This is a genomic window from Pseudomonas mangrovi (assembly GCF_003052585.1).
GTDB classification, from domain to species: domain Bacteria; phylum Pseudomonadota; class Gammaproteobacteria; order Pseudomonadales; family Pseudomonadaceae; genus Aquipseudomonas; species Aquipseudomonas mangrovi.
Genome location: NZ_QASN01000017.1, coordinates 318,713 through 334,600, shown reverse-complemented (window position 1 = coordinate 334,600; position 15,888 = coordinate 318,713). Strand labels below are relative to the sequence as shown.

The window sequence follows — 15,888 nt, the reverse complement described above, 5'->3', positions numbered from 1 at the left end:
TTATGGTTAAAAGAACCCTGTCCGCAGTGGTCAATATGACCTTTACAGTTACAAAAATGCTTTAAGTTCAATGAGTTAGATGTGGCATCCGGATTGCTCAGGGAAAGAAAGCCTTTCACTGGATGATCTGCGATGACCGATTCCCTCCTCGATGCTTCCCTCGGCCAACTGGCCTGCGACATTCCTGGCGCGACCATGGTGTTGCGTCGTCATCAGCTGGATTTCTGCTGTGGCGGCCAGCAGCGCCTGGGCGACGCACTGCGCCAGCGTGGCCAGGACCCGCAAGCCCTGCTCGGCGAGCTGCAGGCGCTCAAGGCCGATCCGTCGAATGCGACTGACTGGCGCGTACAGCCTTTGGGCGAGCTGATCGAACACATCCTGGTGCGCTTCCATGACCGCCACCGCCGCCAGCTTCCCGAACTGATTCGCCTGGCCCGGCGTGTCGAGCAGGTGCATGGCGCCAGGTCCGAGTGCCCGGAAGGTCTCGCCGATCATCTGGCCAACATGCACCAGGAACTGGAGAGCCACATGCTCAAGGAGGAGCAGATCCTGTTCCCGCTACTCCAGCAGGGGCTGGGTGCCCAGGCCGGCGGCCCCATCGCGGTGATGCGCTTCGAGCACGAGCAGCACGCCGAGGCGCTGGCCCGGCTGGCGGCCCTGACGCGCGACATCACCCCGCCGGACAACGCCTGCAATACCTGGCGGGCGCTCTATACCGGATTGCAGGAGCTGCGCGACGACCTCATGCAGCACATCCACCTGGAGAACAACGTGCTCTTCCAGCGGGCCCAGGCTCATTGAATCCGCCGTCAACCGTTCGGTGGCGAACGGGCGCAGGAGGTACTCGAATGAAATTCATCCAACCGCTGCTCTGGGGCCTGACAGTCGCCGGGATGCTCACGGCTGCCAGCAGCCTATCGCTGTTCATGGTGGTCGCAGACAGCCACGCGGCAGGTGCTTCCGCCGATCACGCGGAGCATCTGCATACCGCCCCGGCCGGTGCAGGTCCCTGGCTGGCGGACCGCAGCCTGATCAATGGCATGCAGCGGATCGAAACGGCCGTTGGTGAAGCGCACGCACGCGGTGCGGCGTTCGACGCCTCTGCCCTGGGCTCTCTGGTGCAGGGCGAGGTTGCCCTGCTGATCGAGAACTGCCGACTCGAACCCGCCGCCGATGCTGCGCTGCATGCCCTGTTGCTGCCGCTGCTGGCGAATGCGGCGAAGCTTGGGGAAGGCCGTGAGACGCAGGCCGCTCTGGCGGGGCTGGATGATGTCCTGCAGGAATACCGGCGCAGCTTCGTCGCGTCTGCGCAGTAGCCCGGTCATGCTCATTGAACTGCGCCAGCTGTCGTCCGAGCCGAACGCCCACCCGAGCAGCAGGTCCGGGTTAGACTCGAGTCCCCCTGCGGCAGGCAAGTCCTCCGCGTACCCCAGCTCAAGGACACCAGGCATGGGCCCGCATCGCGTACACCAGCAGATCCTCCGCAGCCATCATCTGTTCGAACCCCTCAACGAGGAGCAGCTTGACGAGCTGCTCGCGGCCAGCCAGCTGGTCAATCTCGACAAGGGCGAGCAGCTGTTCCAGCAGGGTGAACCGGCGCACGCTTTCTACTTCGTGATCTCCGGTTGCATGAAGATTTTCCGCCTGACGCCCGATGGCCAGGAAAAGATCTTCGAGATCATCGGCGACCGGCAGACCTTTGCCGAAGCCATGATTCTTATGGATACGCCGAATTACGTGGCCTCGGCCACCGCAGTGGCACCCACCCAGCTCTACCGGTTCTCCAAGACCGCCTACATGCGCCTGCTGCAGGCCAATCAGGGACTGACCTTCGCCCTGCTCGGCAAACTGTGTATCCGCCTGCACCAGCGCCTCAACGAGATCGAGACGCTGTCGCTGAAGAACGCCACCCATCGGGTGGTGCGCTACCTGCTGACCGAGCTGATGAAGATGCCGGCGGGCAGCCGTTGTCTGGAGCTGCCGGTGGCCAAGCAACTGGTTGCCGGGCAACTGTCGATCCAGCCGGAAACCTTCTCGCGGATCATTCATCGTCTGGAGGCCGAGGGCATCATCGGCATCGATGGGCGCCAGATCGACGTGCTCGACCGGCTGCGGCTGGAACAGTTCGAGTGAGATTGCGGGGGTAGCGCGATGATTCGGTGTCTCTATTGCCAGCGCGACAACCTGGTTTCCGCCAGTGATTGCGAAGGTTGTGGAATGCCGCTGCCGGCGCGCTCGGTGCAGGCTGGCGAGCGTCGCCAGCGGCGCTTCCTGTGGTTCTGTATCGGTCTTGCGCTGTTCTGCGCGCTGATGATCCTTTGGCTGCCGCGCAGCATCGCCTGATGCTGATCGGCCGCTGCGGCTGTGTCAGTGCAGCAGCGGCGGCATCGGGCAGTCCAGCGAATCGGCCACTGCGCGCATCAGCTCGGCCTCGGCCGGCTCGATGCGCCCGTCGTGGGCCACGCAGACCAGCATCGCCTTGAGCAGTTGCGGCTTCTGCAGCGGCCAGAGGCGGTTGAGCCGCTTGATCGCCTCGTCCATGGCCTTCAGATCGGCCACCTCCGTACCCAACAGCTGCAGCTCGGCGAATGGCAGCGTCGCGCAGGCGGCAGCGAAGGCCGCGGCTGCTTCGCTCGGATCGGCATGGCCGGCATGCGCCAGGGCCGACAGCAGCACCTGGCTTTCGTGGGCCAGCTCGACCAGGTGGTGGCGGCCGTCGATGGGTCTCGGCCCGGACAGGTTGCGCTCGATGATCCGCAGCAGGCTCCACTCCATCAGGCTGACGTGACGGTCCGCCAGAATCAGCGCTGCCAGGTTGCGCCGCAGCGCCAGCTGCTCGGCATTCTCCAGCTGCTTGAGTGCGGGGATCGACAGCTCCAGCAGCGGCAGACGCAGATCGGCCGGCAGTTCGAGCAGGGCGCTGATGTGCTGATCGAGAGCGGTGTTCAGCGCCAGGTCGAGCTGCGGACGCAGCAACGACAGCTGATGCTGACGAGCCTGCTCGTCCGCGTCGAGCAACAGGCCGAACATCAGCGCCTGGGCTTCGACGCAGCTGTGCGCGGCGTCGCGCAGGGTTTGCGGCAGACGCTGCAGCGCGCCGCGCGCGTGCTGCAGATGAGCCTGCCCCGGCGTACCGATGGCGGCGATCGCCTGCTCCGCGGCGCCGCTACCGAATGATCCGGCGGCCATGCCCAGCACCCCCGCCTGCTCGGCCCAGGCTGCGGCAGCATCCGGCAGAGGCTGCTGTGCGCGGAGGGCTCCTTCGCTGTCCTCGATCATCACGGCGGGGAAGCTGCCGTCCCAGCGCGGTTCGATGCGACGGATGCGATCGCCCAGCGGTGGATGGGTCGCCATCAGGCCATCCATTGCCACGGACACACCCTCGCCGAAGTACATGTGGCTGAATTCCGCGGCGTTGGCGGCCTGCAGTTTCGAGCCGGCGACGTGACCGCCGATCTTCTTCAGCGCACCGGCGATGCCGCCCGGGTTGCGGGTGAACTGCACTGCCGAGGCGTCGGCGAGGAACTCACGCTGACGGCTGACCGCGGCCTTGATCAGGTTGCCGAAGAAGGTGCCGGCGTAACCCACCACGAACAGTGTGAGCCCGATGCCCATTACCGCAGCAATGGCGCCACCACCGTTGCGGTTGTTGCTGCTGCGCACCCGGGTGCGACTCATGCTGCGCAGCAGGAAGCCGCCAATCAGTCCAAGCAGCAGGATGCCGTGCAGCACCGATACCAGTCGGGTGTTGAGACGCATGTCACCATGGAAGATATGGCTGAACTCGTGGGCGATCACGCCCTGCAGTTCTTCCCGCGAGAGGGTAGCCAGAGCTCCCCGGGTAATGCCGATGACCGCATCCTGCGGTGTCAGTCCGGCAGCGAAGGCGTTGATCGCATCATCTTCCAGCACATACACCGGCGGTACTGCGGTGCCGGAAGCCAGCGCCATTTCCTCGACCACATTGAGCAGCCGGCGCTCGGCGAGGCCCTGAGGCTCCAGGTTGATCAGCCTGCCGCCGAGACGCTGGGCGACTACCTTGCCGCCGCGGCTGAGCTGGACCTGCTTGTAGAAGCTGCCGATCAACACCACGCTGATCACCAGCACCGAGACCATGCCGATCAGCTCCCAGCGGTTGATCGGGGCGGCGCCAGTCGACGTGCCACCGAAGAACTGCCACACCAGTACCAGGGCAATACTGGTCAAGGCGATCAGACCGATCACCGCCAGGATCATCAGAATGACCAGGCGGCCACTGTTGCGCCGGGCGCGGTCCTGCTGCTCGAAGAAGTTCATCGACTACCCGCGCGCTGGATCAGAAGGAAACCTTGGGTGCTTCCTGGAACGCCGCGCTGTCGGCGAACTCGAGCAGGCTGGCGTCCTGGCCATGGCCGAAGGTGGCGGCCAGCATCACCGGCGGGAAGCTCTGCTTGTAGGTGTTGTAGGTCATCACCGCGTCGTTGAAGGCCTGACGGGCGAAGGCAATCTTGTTCTCGGTGCTGGTCAGTTCCTCGCTGACCTGCTGCATGTTCTGCGAGGCCTTGAGATCCGGATAGGCTTCCATCACCACGTTGAGACGGCCCAAAGCATTGTTGAGGATGCCCTCGGCGCCGGCCAGCTGCGCCATGCTGCGAGCATCTCCCGGCTTCTCGGCGGCAGCCTGCAGGCCTGCGGCGGCACCGTTTCGCGCGGCGATCACCGCTTCCAGGGTCTCGCGCTCGTGACTCAGGTAGGCCTTGGCGGTCTCGACCAGGTTGGGGATCAGGTCGTAGCGACGCTTGAGCTGCACCTCGATCTGCGCGAAGGCGTTCTGGAAGCGGTTGCGCAGGGTGACCAGGCGGTTGTAGATGCCGATGATGAAGAAGACCAGCGCGGCCAGTGCGGCCAGAAAGATGAGCGTGGAGATGGCCATGGAGAGATCCTTTTCGAGGCGTTGAGGGAGCTCGATGGTAGCCCAATTCGCTGCAGGGCGGACTTCGGCCTCGGCGGCTTTGCCAACCCCACCGCGAAGCCGGCTGCTAGCCAAGCATTTGGACGGGTTGAAAGAGGTGTGTTCTGTGACCTGTGCGCAATCCGTCCTCCGCCTGCGGGCCCCGGAAGATCCACCGTCGCGAACGCCTGCCCGCACCCGACGCGTGGCCACCCACGCTAGAGTGTCGCTCTGATTCGAAGGAGGTCCGCCGCATGTCCGAGCTAAACGATCCACGGGTGTTCTTTGCCGCCGAGCGCACGCTGCTGGCCTGGAACCGCACCAGCCTGGCGCTGATCGCCTTCGGCTTTCTGGTCGAACGTTCCGCGTTGCTGCTGCGTCTGCTGCGTCCGGATGCGGTGTCTGCGTTCGAGCATCAGGCCCAGCTGTGGGCTGGTGTGGCCTTCCTGTTGCTCGGCGCCTGGACCGCGCTCTGGTCGTCCCTGCAGTACCGGCGGGTGGTGAAGACCCTCAAGCCGATAGAGATCCCGGAGGGTTACAGCGTCTCTTCCGGACCCTTCGCCAATTTCGTCGTGGCGCTGCTGGGGTTGCTGCTGGCGGGTTATCTGTTCCTGCTTTGAATGGGCGGCGGTCGGTGGCGATGGAACGCCGCTCGGGGGGGTGGGTCGCAATCCCGAGTTCCCGCTTTCGGAGTCTGCCGTGGCCGCCCGTCCCCTGCTGTTTGCGCTTGTTCTGTTTGCCCCGTTCTGTGATGCCGTCGAGTCGCTGCGCATCACCCAGCTGCAGCGCTGCGGCGACCTGCTCGAAGAGCAGCGCCTGAGCTATTGCCTGAGCGTTCGCGGAATCGAGGAGGGGCCGCTGGAGGTGCTGCTGGGCGAGCAGCGTCTGGCCAGCGACACGGTGCAGCGCGAGGGTGCCAGCCTGCGCCTGACGCTGCCGGTGAATACACCAAGCGCCGCGTTGCATCTCGAGCAGGGCAAGCGCCGCAGCAACCCGGTCTGGCTCTCCAGCGGCCGCAGCCAGGTACTGGCCGCCGGCCCGGACGAGGTGGAAAAGAACAGCGATGGCCTGACCAGCTACCGCGACCTGGTCGGCCTGCTGATCGAGGAGAAGCACGAAGGCCTGGCCGAGGCACGGCGGCTTGCCGAGAAGTACCAGGCGCAGGTGGTCGGCGCGATACCGCCGCTGAATTTCTACCAGTTGCGCATACCGGCGAAGAACCTTCTCGAACGTGATGCGCTGATCCTGCGCATCGGCAGCGAAACCAGCGTCGATGCCGTGGTGGTCGAGGAATCGGCGCCGGAGAAGGGCGAGGAAGCTGAGCGCAACGCCTCCGTCAGACAATCCGGCCAGGACGAATGGATCGCCAACCGCGCCGCTGACGCCGTGCATTTCTATCGTCATGCAGAGGGTCTGCTGCCGGCCGGGAAAGCACCTACGCCGCTGCGCATCGGCGTGATCGAGCGCGACCTGGATTTCGATGCGCCAGACTTCAGCGCCTATCTCGGCGCCTGCCACCCGCAGGGGCGCACCTGTGTCTACGGTCGTGACGCCAGCCGCGCGGACGGCCACGGCAGCACGGTCGCGGGAATACTTGCGGCGAACTGGGGCGAAGGCGGCAACAGCGGCTTTCTGCAGGCACTGGACGATGTCGGACCGGGCTTCGAGGTCATCGTCGAGCGCAACTCGGACGCCGGCATCAGTGCCAACATTGCCGCCTCGGTGAATCTGGTCGAGGACGGCGCGCGAATCCTCAACTGGAGCTGGGGCATCCACCGTATCGGCACCCGTGACGTGGAAGGTGATGAGGTCGACTCGCTGGTGCGTTCCGGCATCGCCATGAGCGGCTACGAGGAACTGCTCGAAGAGTTCTTCCTCTGGTTGCGTCGCGAACATCCCGAGGTGGTGGTGATCAATTCCGCCGGCAATGGTGCGGCGCACTCCGGTGCTGACGAATACCGATTGCCGTCCTCCTTCGTCACCGACCAGTTGCTGGTGGTCGGTGGCCATCAACGCAATCCGCGCAGCAAGGGCTCGGTGGAGGATCCGGACTACGTCAGCCGGCGAGACTCCTCCAATCTCGACATGCGCGTCGATGTCATGGCCGCAGCCTGCGTGCGGGCTTCCACGGCCGAGGCCGGCAAGCGCGGCGAGGTGCATTGCGGCACGTCCTATGCCACGCCGCTGGTCAGCGCGGTGGTCGCGGCCATGCTGTCGATCAACCCGCAGCTGCGACCCGAGGAACTGCGCATGCTGCTGCGCCGCAGTGCCATGACCATCGGCGGCGACTTCGAAGCCGTCGACGCCGAAGACCTGACCGCGCCGATATTGCCCTCGGAGCGTGCCTATCAGCTGGATCATCCGGACGTCGGCCGCTCGGCCCGGCTGGACATGCGCAAGGCGCTTGAGCTGGCGCGGCAAAGTCGCGACCGGGTGCGCTGAGTTGGGGCGTCAGCGTCTTTTGGAAAAAGACCTGATGCCGTATTCAAGCTAGTACCCGCACGGTCGATAGGTTTATGTCTTCCTGATCAACGCGAATAGGGTGCTCATGACTTTCATTCAGAACCTCACCCTGAGAACACGCCTGGTCGTGCTGGTCTCATTGCTTGTCCTGCTGATGCTGGTGATCGGTGCGCTCGGGCTGTTGGGTATGCGCGACGTGAAGGACGCGCTCAATACGGTCTACCAGGATCGCCTGATTCCCACCGGCCAGGTCAGCCAGATCACCGCACTGATGCATGACAGTCGCGCGCAGCTGCTGTTGGCCCTGCAGCACGATCCTGATAGTCCATTAAGCGCTTTGCACGACCATTCACAGGACAGCCATCTCCAGCAGGTCCGTAGCAATATCGACAAGGCCAGTGCTCTCTGGCAGGCCTACATGGCGACCTACCTGACCGATCAGGAGAAACGCTTTGCTGCGGATTTTGCCAGTGCCCGAGCGAGCTTCCTGAACGACGGTGTAGAGCCCGTCATGGGTGCCCTTGAGGCAGGTCGTTACAACGACGCCAATCAGTTGCTGCTGCAGAAGCTGAATCCGGCTTTCACCAAGGCCAGCGGCTCGGCTGATGCCTTGTTGCAGCTGCAGCTGGAGGTGGCCGATGCCGAGTTCGCCGGCTCCGAAGCACGTTACGCAAGCACCCTGCGCGTTACGCTGGTAGTCATTCTGTTGGCGATCAGTTTCAGCAGCCTGCTGGCCTGGCTAACGATCACGGGTATCGGTCGCGCTGTCCGTGCGTTGGAGCGTGCTTCCAGCGAGATGGCGGCCGGTAACCTCACTGTGACGGCGGATTATCAGGCCGGCGATGAACTGGGGCACATCGCCGCGGCCTTCAACCGCATGCGCGAGCGCTTCCATGGAATGGTCAGCGAGCTGGGCGGTGCCACTGCCCAGCTCGCTGCCGCCGCTGAGCAAACGTCGGCGGTGACGCAGCAGACCAATGCCGGCATCCAGCGTCAGCGCGCGGAAACCGACCAGGTGGCGACCGCCATGCACGAGATGACGGCCACCGTGCAGGAGGTGGCGCGCAGCGCCGCCGGCGCCGCCGAGGAAGCCCGACATGCCGATCACGAAGCGGCGTCGGGTCGCCAGGAGGTGCAGCGTGCCGTCGAAGTGATGGATGCCCTGGCGGCGGAGGTCAACCGCGCGGCCGAGGTGATCCGTCAACTCGAAGCGGACAGCGAGCGCATCGGCAGCATCCTCGATGTGATTCGTGGTATCGCCGAGCAGACCAACCTGCTGGCGCTCAACGCCGCCATCGAGGCCGCGCGTGCGGGCGAGCAGGGCCGAGGCTTTGCCGTGGTCGCGGATGAGGTGCGCAGCCTGGCATCGCGTACCCAGCAATCCACCACCGAAATCCAGGGCATGATCGAGAAATTGCAGGAGGGCGCCCGCAGTGCCGTGAAGGTCATGCACAGTGGCGGCGAGCAGGCACGGCAGGGGGTCGAGCAGGTGGCCCGTACGGGCGACGTGCTGGCCGTCATCACCCAGGCGGTGGGCAGCATCACCGACCTCAACGCGCAGATCGCTTCCGCCGCCGAGGAACAGAGTTCGGTTGCGGAGGAGATCAATCGCAACATCATCACGGTCAGCGAGATCGCCGAGCAGAACAGCGCCGGCGCGGTACAGACCGCCGCCACCAGCGAAGAGCTGGCCCGCCTGGCGGGTCAGCTGCAGGCACTGGTGGGCCAGTTCCGCACCTGATGTCCGGCACCCGGACCGCGCCGTGCGGCCCGGGTACGCTTGTCAGGGCCGCAGGCGACCCAGGCGCAGGAAGCGGGTTTCGCCGCTGGCGTCCTCGACGCCGTCGTTGTCGGTGACCACGAACAGCTCGCCACGAGTATCCAGCGCCACACCCTCGACCTTGTCCGGCACCCAGCCATTGCTGGCGGCAAGGTCCGGCAGCAGGTCGCGCACCAGGCGTTTGCGCAGCAGCGGCAGGGTGGTGCCGTCAGCCTGGGGTTCGACCCCGGCGATGGAGATGCCGTACAGACGCTTGACCTCGGCATCCGGGCCGCTGCGGTTGTCGCGCTCCAGCACCAGGAAGCGCTCGTCGTCGACCGCGGTGATCTCCGACAGACCGACCCAGGCACCGTCCGGCGCCTGGTCCAGCGGGTAGTGGAAGAAGCGCCACTGCTCGTTGTTCGGGTTGAACACGCCGATCTTCACCTGACCGGCAGGGTCGTTGCGCCATTCACGCTGGAAGGCGACGTAGACGCGCTCCAGCGCACCCTCGCCGGTCACCGCGACCCCTTCGAAACCGTTGCTGGTGGCCTGCGCCGCTACCGCCTCCGGCAGCGCGTACTCGCGCAGCACCTCGCCGCTGGCGTTGGTGCGTAGCAGCAGGTTCGGGCGCTTCTTGCCGTCACCTTCACTGGCCAGCCAGAAGTCGCCGTTGCCGGCCTGGGCGATGCCTTCCAGGTCGTAGTCGACGCTGCTGCCGCCCTTGTGCAGCTCGATCTCGCCGTCGATCAGTGCGGGGGTCCGACCGGCGTCGATGCGAAAGATCCGCGAGGCCTTGTAGTAGCTGTCCGGCACCGCGTACAGGCGTTTGCGTGCGTCGCGATCGGCGACCATGCCGCTGAGGGCGCCCCACGGCAGCAACTGTTTCGGGTCAGACTGGATCTGCGGATACTCGGCGCGCTTGGCGCCCAGGCGATAGATCGAAAGGGTCGAGCGATAGCCGTCATCGGCGGCGTCGGTTTCGCTGCTGACCACCAGCAGGTTGCGCGACGGAATCGGCAACAGACCTTCCGGACCGACGCCGGTGGGCAGCAGTTGCTCAAGGCGTGGCGACCAGGGCTTGCTGGCGTCGTACACCGCCACCAGGTTGCCCCGCTCGCTGCCGACGAAGAGCAGCTGGCGTTTGCCGAAGCGCGCGCTGGCGATGCCCTCGGGCTCGATGCCCTTGTTCTCCGAGCGGCTTTCCGGGTAGTGCCCGGCGCGGATCAGCGCCTGCTCGAGGCTGGCGCCTGACTCGTGCCAGATCTTGCCGCGCGGGTCGAACAGGGTGAAGCCACGGCTGCCGCCCTCGACCTTGTCCGCATCCTTGTAGTCGCCCTCGTTGGCAGTGGCCAGCAGCGGGCCGACCCAGGTAATCGCATCCGGCTCGCGGCGCTTGCCGAGCAGGCTGGCGGTCGGCTGGATGCGGTCGTTCTCCTCGATGTCGACGCCGTGCAGATCGACGCTGCCGGCGCTGAAGTGATGCAGCACCCGCGCCCGGCGCAGATCGACCAGCACCACGTGGTTGTTCTCCTGCAGGGTCACCGCGGCGATGTCCAAGGCGTTGATGCTGACGTACTCGGGTTCCGGGTCCTCGCCGGCGATCTTCGCCAGGCCGCTCAGCGCGACCTTGCGGATGCGCCAATCAGCCGGTTGCCCGGCGAGGTCGACGACATTCAGGTGGCCGGCGGGAAACTGTGGCAACAGGCCCTTGTTGAGGTCCTCGTTGCGCTCGTTCTCGATCGCCACCGCGGCGAAGCGGCCGGTCGGCGAAACTGCCACCGAATCGGGCTGGCCGCCCGTGGCCAGGCTGGCCACGCGCTTGGGCGCGCGCGGATCGCGGATATCGAATACCGCCAGCACACCGTCGGGACGGGCGTAGTCGAGCGAGGTGTTGACCGCGACCAGGATGAAGTGACGGTGAGTGGCGACCGAGGTCGGTTCGCCCTCCAGCTGCAGGAACCCGGCCGGCCGGGGCGCTTCGGGGTTGCGGATATCGACCAGGCCCAGGCGCTGACGCGGGCTGTCGGTGTAGTAGAGGGTGCTGCCGTCGCTACTGGCGGTGGTGATCTCGGCGACGGTCTCGGTCGCGCGCGCCTCGCCTTCGGCGAGGTTGTGATAGACCGGGAAGGTGGCGATACGCTCGAAGTAGTCACCCTGGGCTGGTTTGTTCGCCGCCGCGACGGCGAGACTCAATGGCAGGGTCAGGGCGAGGCTGGCGGCGCGCAGGCGCCATTGCTTGAGCGGGGTGGGACGACGAGTCATGGGTGTCTCCGGAAGTTGGACGCTGGGGACTGCTCAGGTCCGGCCAACCTGGGGCATGTGCTTTACCGCCCGGTGACGGGATTGCGACAGCTTCGTCGTATGTGATGAGGATCACGCGCAACGGTCAGGGAAAGCTTTTGTCGCAATTGCAGCCGATGCCTTGAACAGGGCACCGATATCATTTGCGGCCCCTTTCATTGAGGTTCGATCCGCCCCGCCATGACACTCCTGATAGCGTTCGCTGTCCTGTCCATCCTGGTCTCGTTCGTCTGTTCCATCCTCGAGGCCGCACTGCTGTCCCTGACGCCCAGTTACATCGCCCAGCAGAAGCTGGAGCGGCCCAAGCTCTACGAGCGCCTCAAGCGGCTCAAGGACAAGGTCGACCAGCCGCTCGCCGCCATTCTTACCCTCAACACCGTTGCCCATACCGTGGGCGCGACCGGTGTCGGCGCGCAGGTCACGCTGGTGTTCGGCAATGGCTACCTCGGCATCGCCTCGGCGGTGATGACCCTCCTGATCCTGGTGCTGTCGGAGATCCTGCCCAAGACCATAGGCGCGCGTTACTGGCCGCAGATCGCGCCCTTCCTGCCGCCGTTGCTGGGCGCGATGATCCTGATCCTCAAGCCGTTCATCGTGCTGTCCGACCTGGTCATGCGGCTGTTTGGCGGCAAGGAGCCGGACTACGACGTTCGCCAGGAAATCAAGGCGCTCGCGCTACTGGGTCGCGAAATGAACACGCTGGACGAGGACGAGCAGCGTGTCATCAGCAACATTCTTGATCTGCACGAGATGCGCGTGCGCGACATCATGACGCCGCGCACCGTGGCCACCTCGGTGCTGCCGCAGCTGGATATCGCCAGCTTTCGCGAGCAGATCCGCGAGAGCCAGTTCTCGCGCTACCCGGTGGTCGACGAGGACGAAGCACCGCTGGGCGTGATCTTCCGCTATGACGCGCTCAGCGCCGAAGACCCGGAGGCGCCAGTGTCCTCGATCATGAAGCCGATCAAGGTGGTTCCGGAAAGCACCAGCGTGGAAAGCCTGATGACCCAGCTGATGCAGGATCGCCAGCACCTGTGCCTGATCTACGACGAGTTCGGCGGCTGGCGTGGCCTGGTGACGCTGGAAGACATCATGGAAACCATCATCGGCAAGCCGATCCTGGACGAAACCGACGACATCCCGAACATGCGCCGCTTTGCCAAGCGGCGCTGGGAACACCGCCTGAAACAGGGCCGCTGAGGTCGTTGCCGCTCAGGCGCCGATGACCCCGCCGTCCTCGCGGGTGATCAGCACCGTGGTCGAGCGTGGCCGGGTCTTGCCGTCGCTGGCGGGGTAGCTCAGGCCAGGGTGCTGGATGTTGGCCCACATCGCCTTGCCGTCCGGGCTCCAGGCCAGCCCGGTGATCTCGCAGCCGCGCGGGCCGACCAGGAAGCGGCGCACCTCGCGGGTACGCGGGTCGGCGCAGAGCAGCTGGTTGCAGCCCATGCTGGCCATGGCCGGGTCCTCGTCGTCGTAGTCGGTCTGGATCCACAGCCGCCCCGCCTCGTCGAAGGCCAGGCCGTCCGGCGAGGAGAACAGATCACCGCTGATGGTGCCCTTGAGATGCGCCGGCACCGCGCTGCCTTCGGCTTCGCCGGCGAGCAGGAACAGTTCCCAGTCGAAGGCGGTGGCCGCCGGGTCGCCGCCATCCTCGCTGAAGCGCAGGATCTGCCCGTGCAGGTTGTTCGGCCGCGGGTTGGCGGCATCGGTCTCGCGGCGCGCGTCGTTGTTGGTCAGGGCGACATAGACCTCGCCGCTGTGCGGATGCACCGCTGCCCACTCGGGGCGGTCCATCGGCGTTGCGCCGGCGATGTCGGCGGCGGCGCGGGCGTTGAGCAGCACCTCGACCTGGCTGGGAAAGCCGTTCGCCGCGTTCAGGCCGTTCTGCCCGTGGACCAGGGCCAGCCACTGGCCGCGGCCGCCCTTGTCGAAACGGGCCACGTAGAGGGTGCCTTCGTCGAGCAGGTCGCGGTTGGCCGCCGGGTTGGCCGGGTCGAAGCGGCCGGCCGGGACGAACTTGTAGACGTACTCGTTGCGCGCGTCGTCGCCGGAGTAGAAGGCCATGCGGCCATCGTCCGCCAGGCGCAGCGCGGCGCACTCGCGGCTGAAGCGGCCGAAGGCGGTGCGCTTGATCGGCTGGCCAAGCGGGTCGAAGGGGTCGATCTCGACCACCCAGCCGAAACGGTGCGGTTCGTTGACCTGGCCGCCGTGCGGCTGTTGAGGATCGGGCGTGGCGTCGAAGCGCGGGTCGGCGGTTTCCCAGGCGTAGTTCTTGCTCGTGCCGCTGGCCGCCAGGCCGTAGCGGCGGTGTGAGACGCGCGCGGCGTAGTCGTCGGGGTCACGGTTGATGAAGTAGTTGTGCCAGTTCTCCTCACAGGTGAGGAAGGTGCCCCAGGGGGTGATGCCGGTGGCGCAGTTGTTCAGCGTACCGAGCACCTCCAGGCCACGCGGATCGCTGGCGGTACGCATGCAGTCGGCACCGGCCAGAGGGCCGGCAATACGCATCGGGGTGAGCATGCTGATGCGTCTGTTGTAGGCCGAATCGAGCACCCGGCGCCACTGGCCATCGGCGTCGCGGCGCACCTCGATCACCGACACGCCGTGCGCCGCCTGTTCCTTGCGTACCTCGGCCAGCGGCCGCGGTGCGCTGGTGTCGATCACCGAGGCAGGATGCAGCGGCGGATTGACGTATTCGTGGTTCATCACCAGCAGGCCGCGCTCCGGCTCGCCGGGGAAGGCGAAGAAGTTCATGCCGTCGTGGTTGTCGCCAGCCTGTTTGAGCTGTGCCTGCCAGTCGTCGCTGGCGTCGGGGTTCCAGGCCGGTGCGCCGGGCTCGACCGGATCGCCCCAGGAGAAGAACGGCACGGCACGGTAGCCCTCGGCGACCAGCACCCGGTCGAACGCCGGGTCGAGCTGCACCGGCACGCTGCGAAAGCTCAGCAACGGACTGGCATTGGCGCGGCTGCAGGCGGCGATGCCGCCGGCGAAGAAGCCCAGTGCGGCCAGGCCCAGGCCGCCCTTGAGCAGGTTGCGTCGGGTGGGGTCGAGCAGGCTGGACAGCGGTGGGTTGCCGCTGGGGTTGATCGAGGCGTCGTCATGCGCCTCCAGGCGCTGGTGGAACTGCTGGTGATCCTGGCTCATGGCTACTTCCGAGAAATTCGCGGGCCGCAGGGCGGCTATTCGATGCGGTAATGAAAGGTGTTGCGCACGTCCTCGACCGGCACGGCGCGGCCGTCGATCAGGCGCGGCTGATAGCGGAAAGTGCGCGCGGCACTGAGCGAGGGGCGGACGAACAGCGGATGGCAATCGCCGACCACCTGCGGCTCCTCGACCCGGCCACTGGCGTTGACCCGGTAGCGCACCGTGCAGTCGCCCTCGATGCCACGCTCCAGCGCGCGATCGGGGTAGTCCGGTGCCTCCTTGCTGATGGGCAGGTACTGACGGCTGGCGAGGGCCTGCGCCTGGCGTTCGCGTTCGGCGGCGGCAGCGGCAGCGGCCTGCTGCTCGCGTTGCAGTGCCTGCTGCTGCTCCAGGCGCGCCTGTTCTGCGGCCTGTGCCTGCTGCTGGAGCAGGCGTTCCTGCTCGAGGCGCTTCTGTTCGAGATGCTGTTGCTGCTCGCGGCGTTGCTGCGCCTGCTGGCGCTCCTGCTCGACCCGCTGACGCGCCAGTGCGGCGCGGTCGACCACTGGTGGCGGTACTTCGCTGGTCTGCGGAATCTCCGGCGCCGGTGGCTCGAATGCCGGCACTGGGGCCGGTGGCGGCGCCACGGTCGGCGGCGGCAGTTGCACCAGTTGCATCGCCAGTGTGCGCGGTTGCTGCGCGACGGGCGCCTGCTCGGCCTGCCAGCCGGCCAGCAGCAGGGCGAAGGCTGCCGCATGCAGGCCGACGGCCAGCCCGGCCGCGCTGCCGCGGCGCAGCCACTCGTGCAGGACCGGCGGCAAAGGTGCCAGCTGCCGGGGTTGTGAGAGGAGCATGCTGGTCATTGCGGCGGCTCGGTGATCAGACCGACATTGCTGACCCCACCCTGCTGCAGCGCGGCCATGCCGGCGATCACGTCGGCGTAGCGGCTGTCCTGGTCGGCGCGCACGTAGATCTGGGTGTCGGGGTCGGCGCTGACGATGGCACCGACCTTGGCGGTCATCTCGGCAAGGTCATCGGCGCTGTCGCTGCGTCCCTCGACGTCCAGTTCGTTGCCCAGGGCCCAGTGGTAGCCGCCGTCGGCGCGCACCGAGAGAGTGAGGATCTGCTGGCGACTGTCGCTGGGCAGCGCTTGCGCCGCGACCTTGGGCAGCTCGATCGGGATGCCCTGGGTGAGCATGGGCGCGGTGACCATGAAGATCACCAGCAGCACCAGCATCACATCGATATAGGGCACCACGTTCATTTCGGCCTTGGGGCCGTGGGCGTTCTGTGGTCTGCGCATGGCTGTGCT

The 15,888-nt window shown here is 66.2% G+C and carries 14 protein-coding genes and 1 pseudogene; 9 read left to right on the top strand and 6 right to left on the bottom strand.

The genetic code is table 11. The features are described 5' to 3' along the window. The first annotated feature begins 132 nt into the window (after positions 1–132). The 4 genes from ytfE to DBO85_RS10470 all read left to right on the top strand — a co-directional run bounded on the left by ytfE (position 133) and on the right by DBO85_RS10470 (position 2,343). Entirely contained in the window at positions 133–801 is a 669-nt protein-coding gene (gene ytfE, locus DBO85_RS10485) for an iron-sulfur cluster repair protein YtfE (protein WP_108107204.1), read from the top strand. Between the two features lie 47 nt (positions 802–848). After that, a complete protein-coding gene (locus DBO85_RS10480; protein ID WP_108107203.1) occupies positions 849–1,316 on the top strand; it encodes a hypothetical protein in 468 nt (155 codons plus the stop codon). Between the two features lie 133 nt (positions 1,317–1,449). Further along, the gene (locus DBO85_RS10475) at positions 1,450–2,133 is read left to right on the top strand and encodes a Crp/Fnr family transcriptional regulator (protein WP_108107202.1); all 684 of its coding nucleotides are present in this window, start codon (positions 1,450–1,452) and stop codon (positions 2,131–2,133) included. Positions 2,134–2,151: 18 nt separating this feature from the next. Beyond that, a complete protein-coding gene (locus tag DBO85_RS10470) occupies positions 2,152–2,343 on the top strand; it encodes a DnrP protein (RefSeq protein ID WP_108107201.1) in 192 nt (63 codons plus the stop codon). A 24-nt stretch (positions 2,344–2,367) separates the two neighbouring features. Here the strand turns inward: DBO85_RS10470 and DBO85_RS10465 are convergent, their stop codons facing one another. Next, entirely contained in the window at positions 2,368–4,296 is a 1,929-nt protein-coding gene (locus DBO85_RS10465) for a M48 family metallopeptidase (protein WP_108107200.1), read from the bottom strand. Positions 4,297–4,315: 19 nt separating this feature from the next. Further along, positions 4,316–4,912: a LemA family protein gene (locus DBO85_RS10460; protein ID WP_108107199.1), complete on the bottom strand. Its 597-nt coding sequence runs from the start codon at positions 4,910–4,912 to the stop codon at positions 4,316–4,318. Between the two features lie 272 nt (positions 4,913–5,184). Here DBO85_RS10460 and DBO85_RS10455 point away from each other — a divergent pair, with 272 nt between their 5' ends. The 4 genes and pseudogenes from DBO85_RS10455 to DBO85_RS19700 all read left to right on the top strand — a co-directional run bounded on the left by DBO85_RS10455 (position 5,185) and on the right by DBO85_RS19700 (position 9,134). Further along, positions 5,185–5,550 carry a YidH family protein gene (locus DBO85_RS10455; RefSeq protein WP_108107198.1) on the top strand — a complete coding sequence of 122 codons (366 nt, stop codon included), beginning with the start codon at positions 5,185–5,187 and terminating at the stop codon, positions 5,548–5,550. Positions 5,551–5,629: 79 nt separating this feature from the next. Continuing rightward, a complete protein-coding gene (locus DBO85_RS10450) occupies positions 5,630–7,372 on the top strand; it encodes a S8/S53 family peptidase (RefSeq protein ID WP_108107313.1) in 1,743 nt (580 codons plus the stop codon). Positions 7,373–7,478: 106 nt separating this feature from the next. Next, positions 7,479–8,273 (top strand): annotated as a pseudogene (locus DBO85_RS19705) (Tar ligand binding domain-containing protein); the annotation flags it as partial. After that, a complete protein-coding gene (locus DBO85_RS19700; RefSeq protein ID WP_407681463.1) occupies positions 8,271–9,134 on the top strand; it encodes a methyl-accepting chemotaxis protein in 864 nt (287 codons plus the stop codon). The pseudogene DBO85_RS19705 and the gene DBO85_RS19700, both read left to right, overlap by 3 nt. A gap of 42 nt (positions 9,135–9,176) precedes the next feature. Here DBO85_RS19700 and DBO85_RS10440 read toward each other — a convergent pair whose 3' ends face one another. Further along, positions 9,177–11,417: an esterase-like activity of phytase family protein gene (locus tag DBO85_RS10440; RefSeq protein ID WP_108107196.1), complete on the bottom strand. Its 2,241-nt coding sequence runs from the start codon at positions 11,415–11,417 to the stop codon at positions 9,177–9,179. 219 nt (positions 11,418–11,636) lie between these two features. Between DBO85_RS10440 and DBO85_RS10435 the strand changes: the two genes are divergently transcribed. Beyond that, positions 11,637–12,656 carry a CNNM domain-containing protein gene (locus DBO85_RS10435; protein WP_108107195.1) on the top strand — a complete coding sequence of 340 codons (1,020 nt, stop codon included), beginning with the start codon at positions 11,637–11,639 and terminating at the stop codon, positions 12,654–12,656. A gap of 12 nt (positions 12,657–12,668) precedes the next feature. On the opposite strand, the gene DBO85_RS10430 is transcribed toward DBO85_RS10435, so the two are convergent. Genes DBO85_RS10430 through tolR form a run of 3 tightly spaced genes read right to left on the bottom strand, consistent with a single transcriptional unit; the run spans position 12,669 to position 15,879 of the window. After that, entirely contained in the window at positions 12,669–14,597 is a 1,929-nt protein-coding gene (locus DBO85_RS10430; RefSeq protein ID WP_108107194.1) for a PhoX family protein, read from the bottom strand. A gap of 35 nt (positions 14,598–14,632) precedes the next feature. After that, positions 14,633–15,439 carry an energy transducer TonB gene (locus tag DBO85_RS10425; RefSeq protein WP_108107193.1) on the bottom strand — a complete coding sequence of 269 codons (807 nt, stop codon included), beginning with the start codon at positions 15,437–15,439 and terminating at the stop codon, positions 14,633–14,635. Beyond that, a complete protein-coding gene (tolR, locus tag DBO85_RS10420; protein WP_108107192.1) occupies positions 15,436–15,879 on the bottom strand; it encodes a protein TolR in 444 nt (147 codons plus the stop codon). Before tolR ends, DBO85_RS10425 begins: the two co-directional genes overlap by 4 nt. Positions 15,880–15,888: the final 9 nt, after the last annotated feature.

Bases quoted from the DNA above. Each gene is read 5' to 3' on its own strand.
- DBO85_RS10425 (WP_108107193.1), bottom strand. From the start codon at position 15,439: ATGACCAGCATGCTCCTCTCACAACCCCGGCAGCTGGCACCTTTGCCG.
- DBO85_RS10435 (WP_108107195.1), top strand. From the start codon at position 11,637: ATGACACTCCTGATAGCGTTCGCTGTCCTGTCCATCCTGGTCTCGTTC.
- DBO85_RS19700 (WP_407681463.1), top strand. From the start codon at position 8,271: ATGCGCGAGCGCTTCCATGGAATGGTCAGCGAGCTGGGCGGTGCCACT.
- DBO85_RS10465 (WP_108107200.1), bottom strand. From the start codon at position 4,296: ATGAACTTCTTCGAGCAGCAGGACCGCGCCCGGCGCAACAGTGGCCGC.
- DBO85_RS10440 (WP_108107196.1), bottom strand. From the start codon at position 11,417: ATGACTCGTCGTCCCACCCCGCTCAAGCAATGGCGCCTGCGCGCCGCC.
- DBO85_RS10460 (WP_108107199.1), bottom strand. From the start codon at position 4,912: ATGGCCATCTCCACGCTCATCTTTCTGGCCGCACTGGCCGCGCTGGTC.
- tolR (WP_108107192.1), bottom strand. From the start codon at position 15,879: ATGCGCAGACCACAGAACGCCCACGGCCCCAAGGCCGAAATGAACGTG.
- DBO85_RS10475 (WP_108107202.1), top strand. From the start codon at position 1,450: ATGGGCCCGCATCGCGTACACCAGCAGATCCTCCGCAGCCATCATCTG.
- DBO85_RS10430 (WP_108107194.1), bottom strand. From the start codon at position 14,597: ATGAGCCAGGATCACCAGCAGTTCCACCAGCGCCTGGAGGCGCATGAC.
- DBO85_RS10455 (WP_108107198.1), top strand. From the start codon at position 5,185: ATGTCCGAGCTAAACGATCCACGGGTGTTCTTTGCCGCCGAGCGCACG.
- DBO85_RS10470 (WP_108107201.1), top strand. From the start codon at position 2,152: ATGATTCGGTGTCTCTATTGCCAGCGCGACAACCTGGTTTCCGCCAGT.
- ytfE (WP_108107204.1), top strand. From the start codon at position 133: ATGACCGATTCCCTCCTCGATGCTTCCCTCGGCCAACTGGCCTGCGAC.
- DBO85_RS10480 (WP_108107203.1), top strand. From the start codon at position 849: ATGAAATTCATCCAACCGCTGCTCTGGGGCCTGACAGTCGCCGGGATG.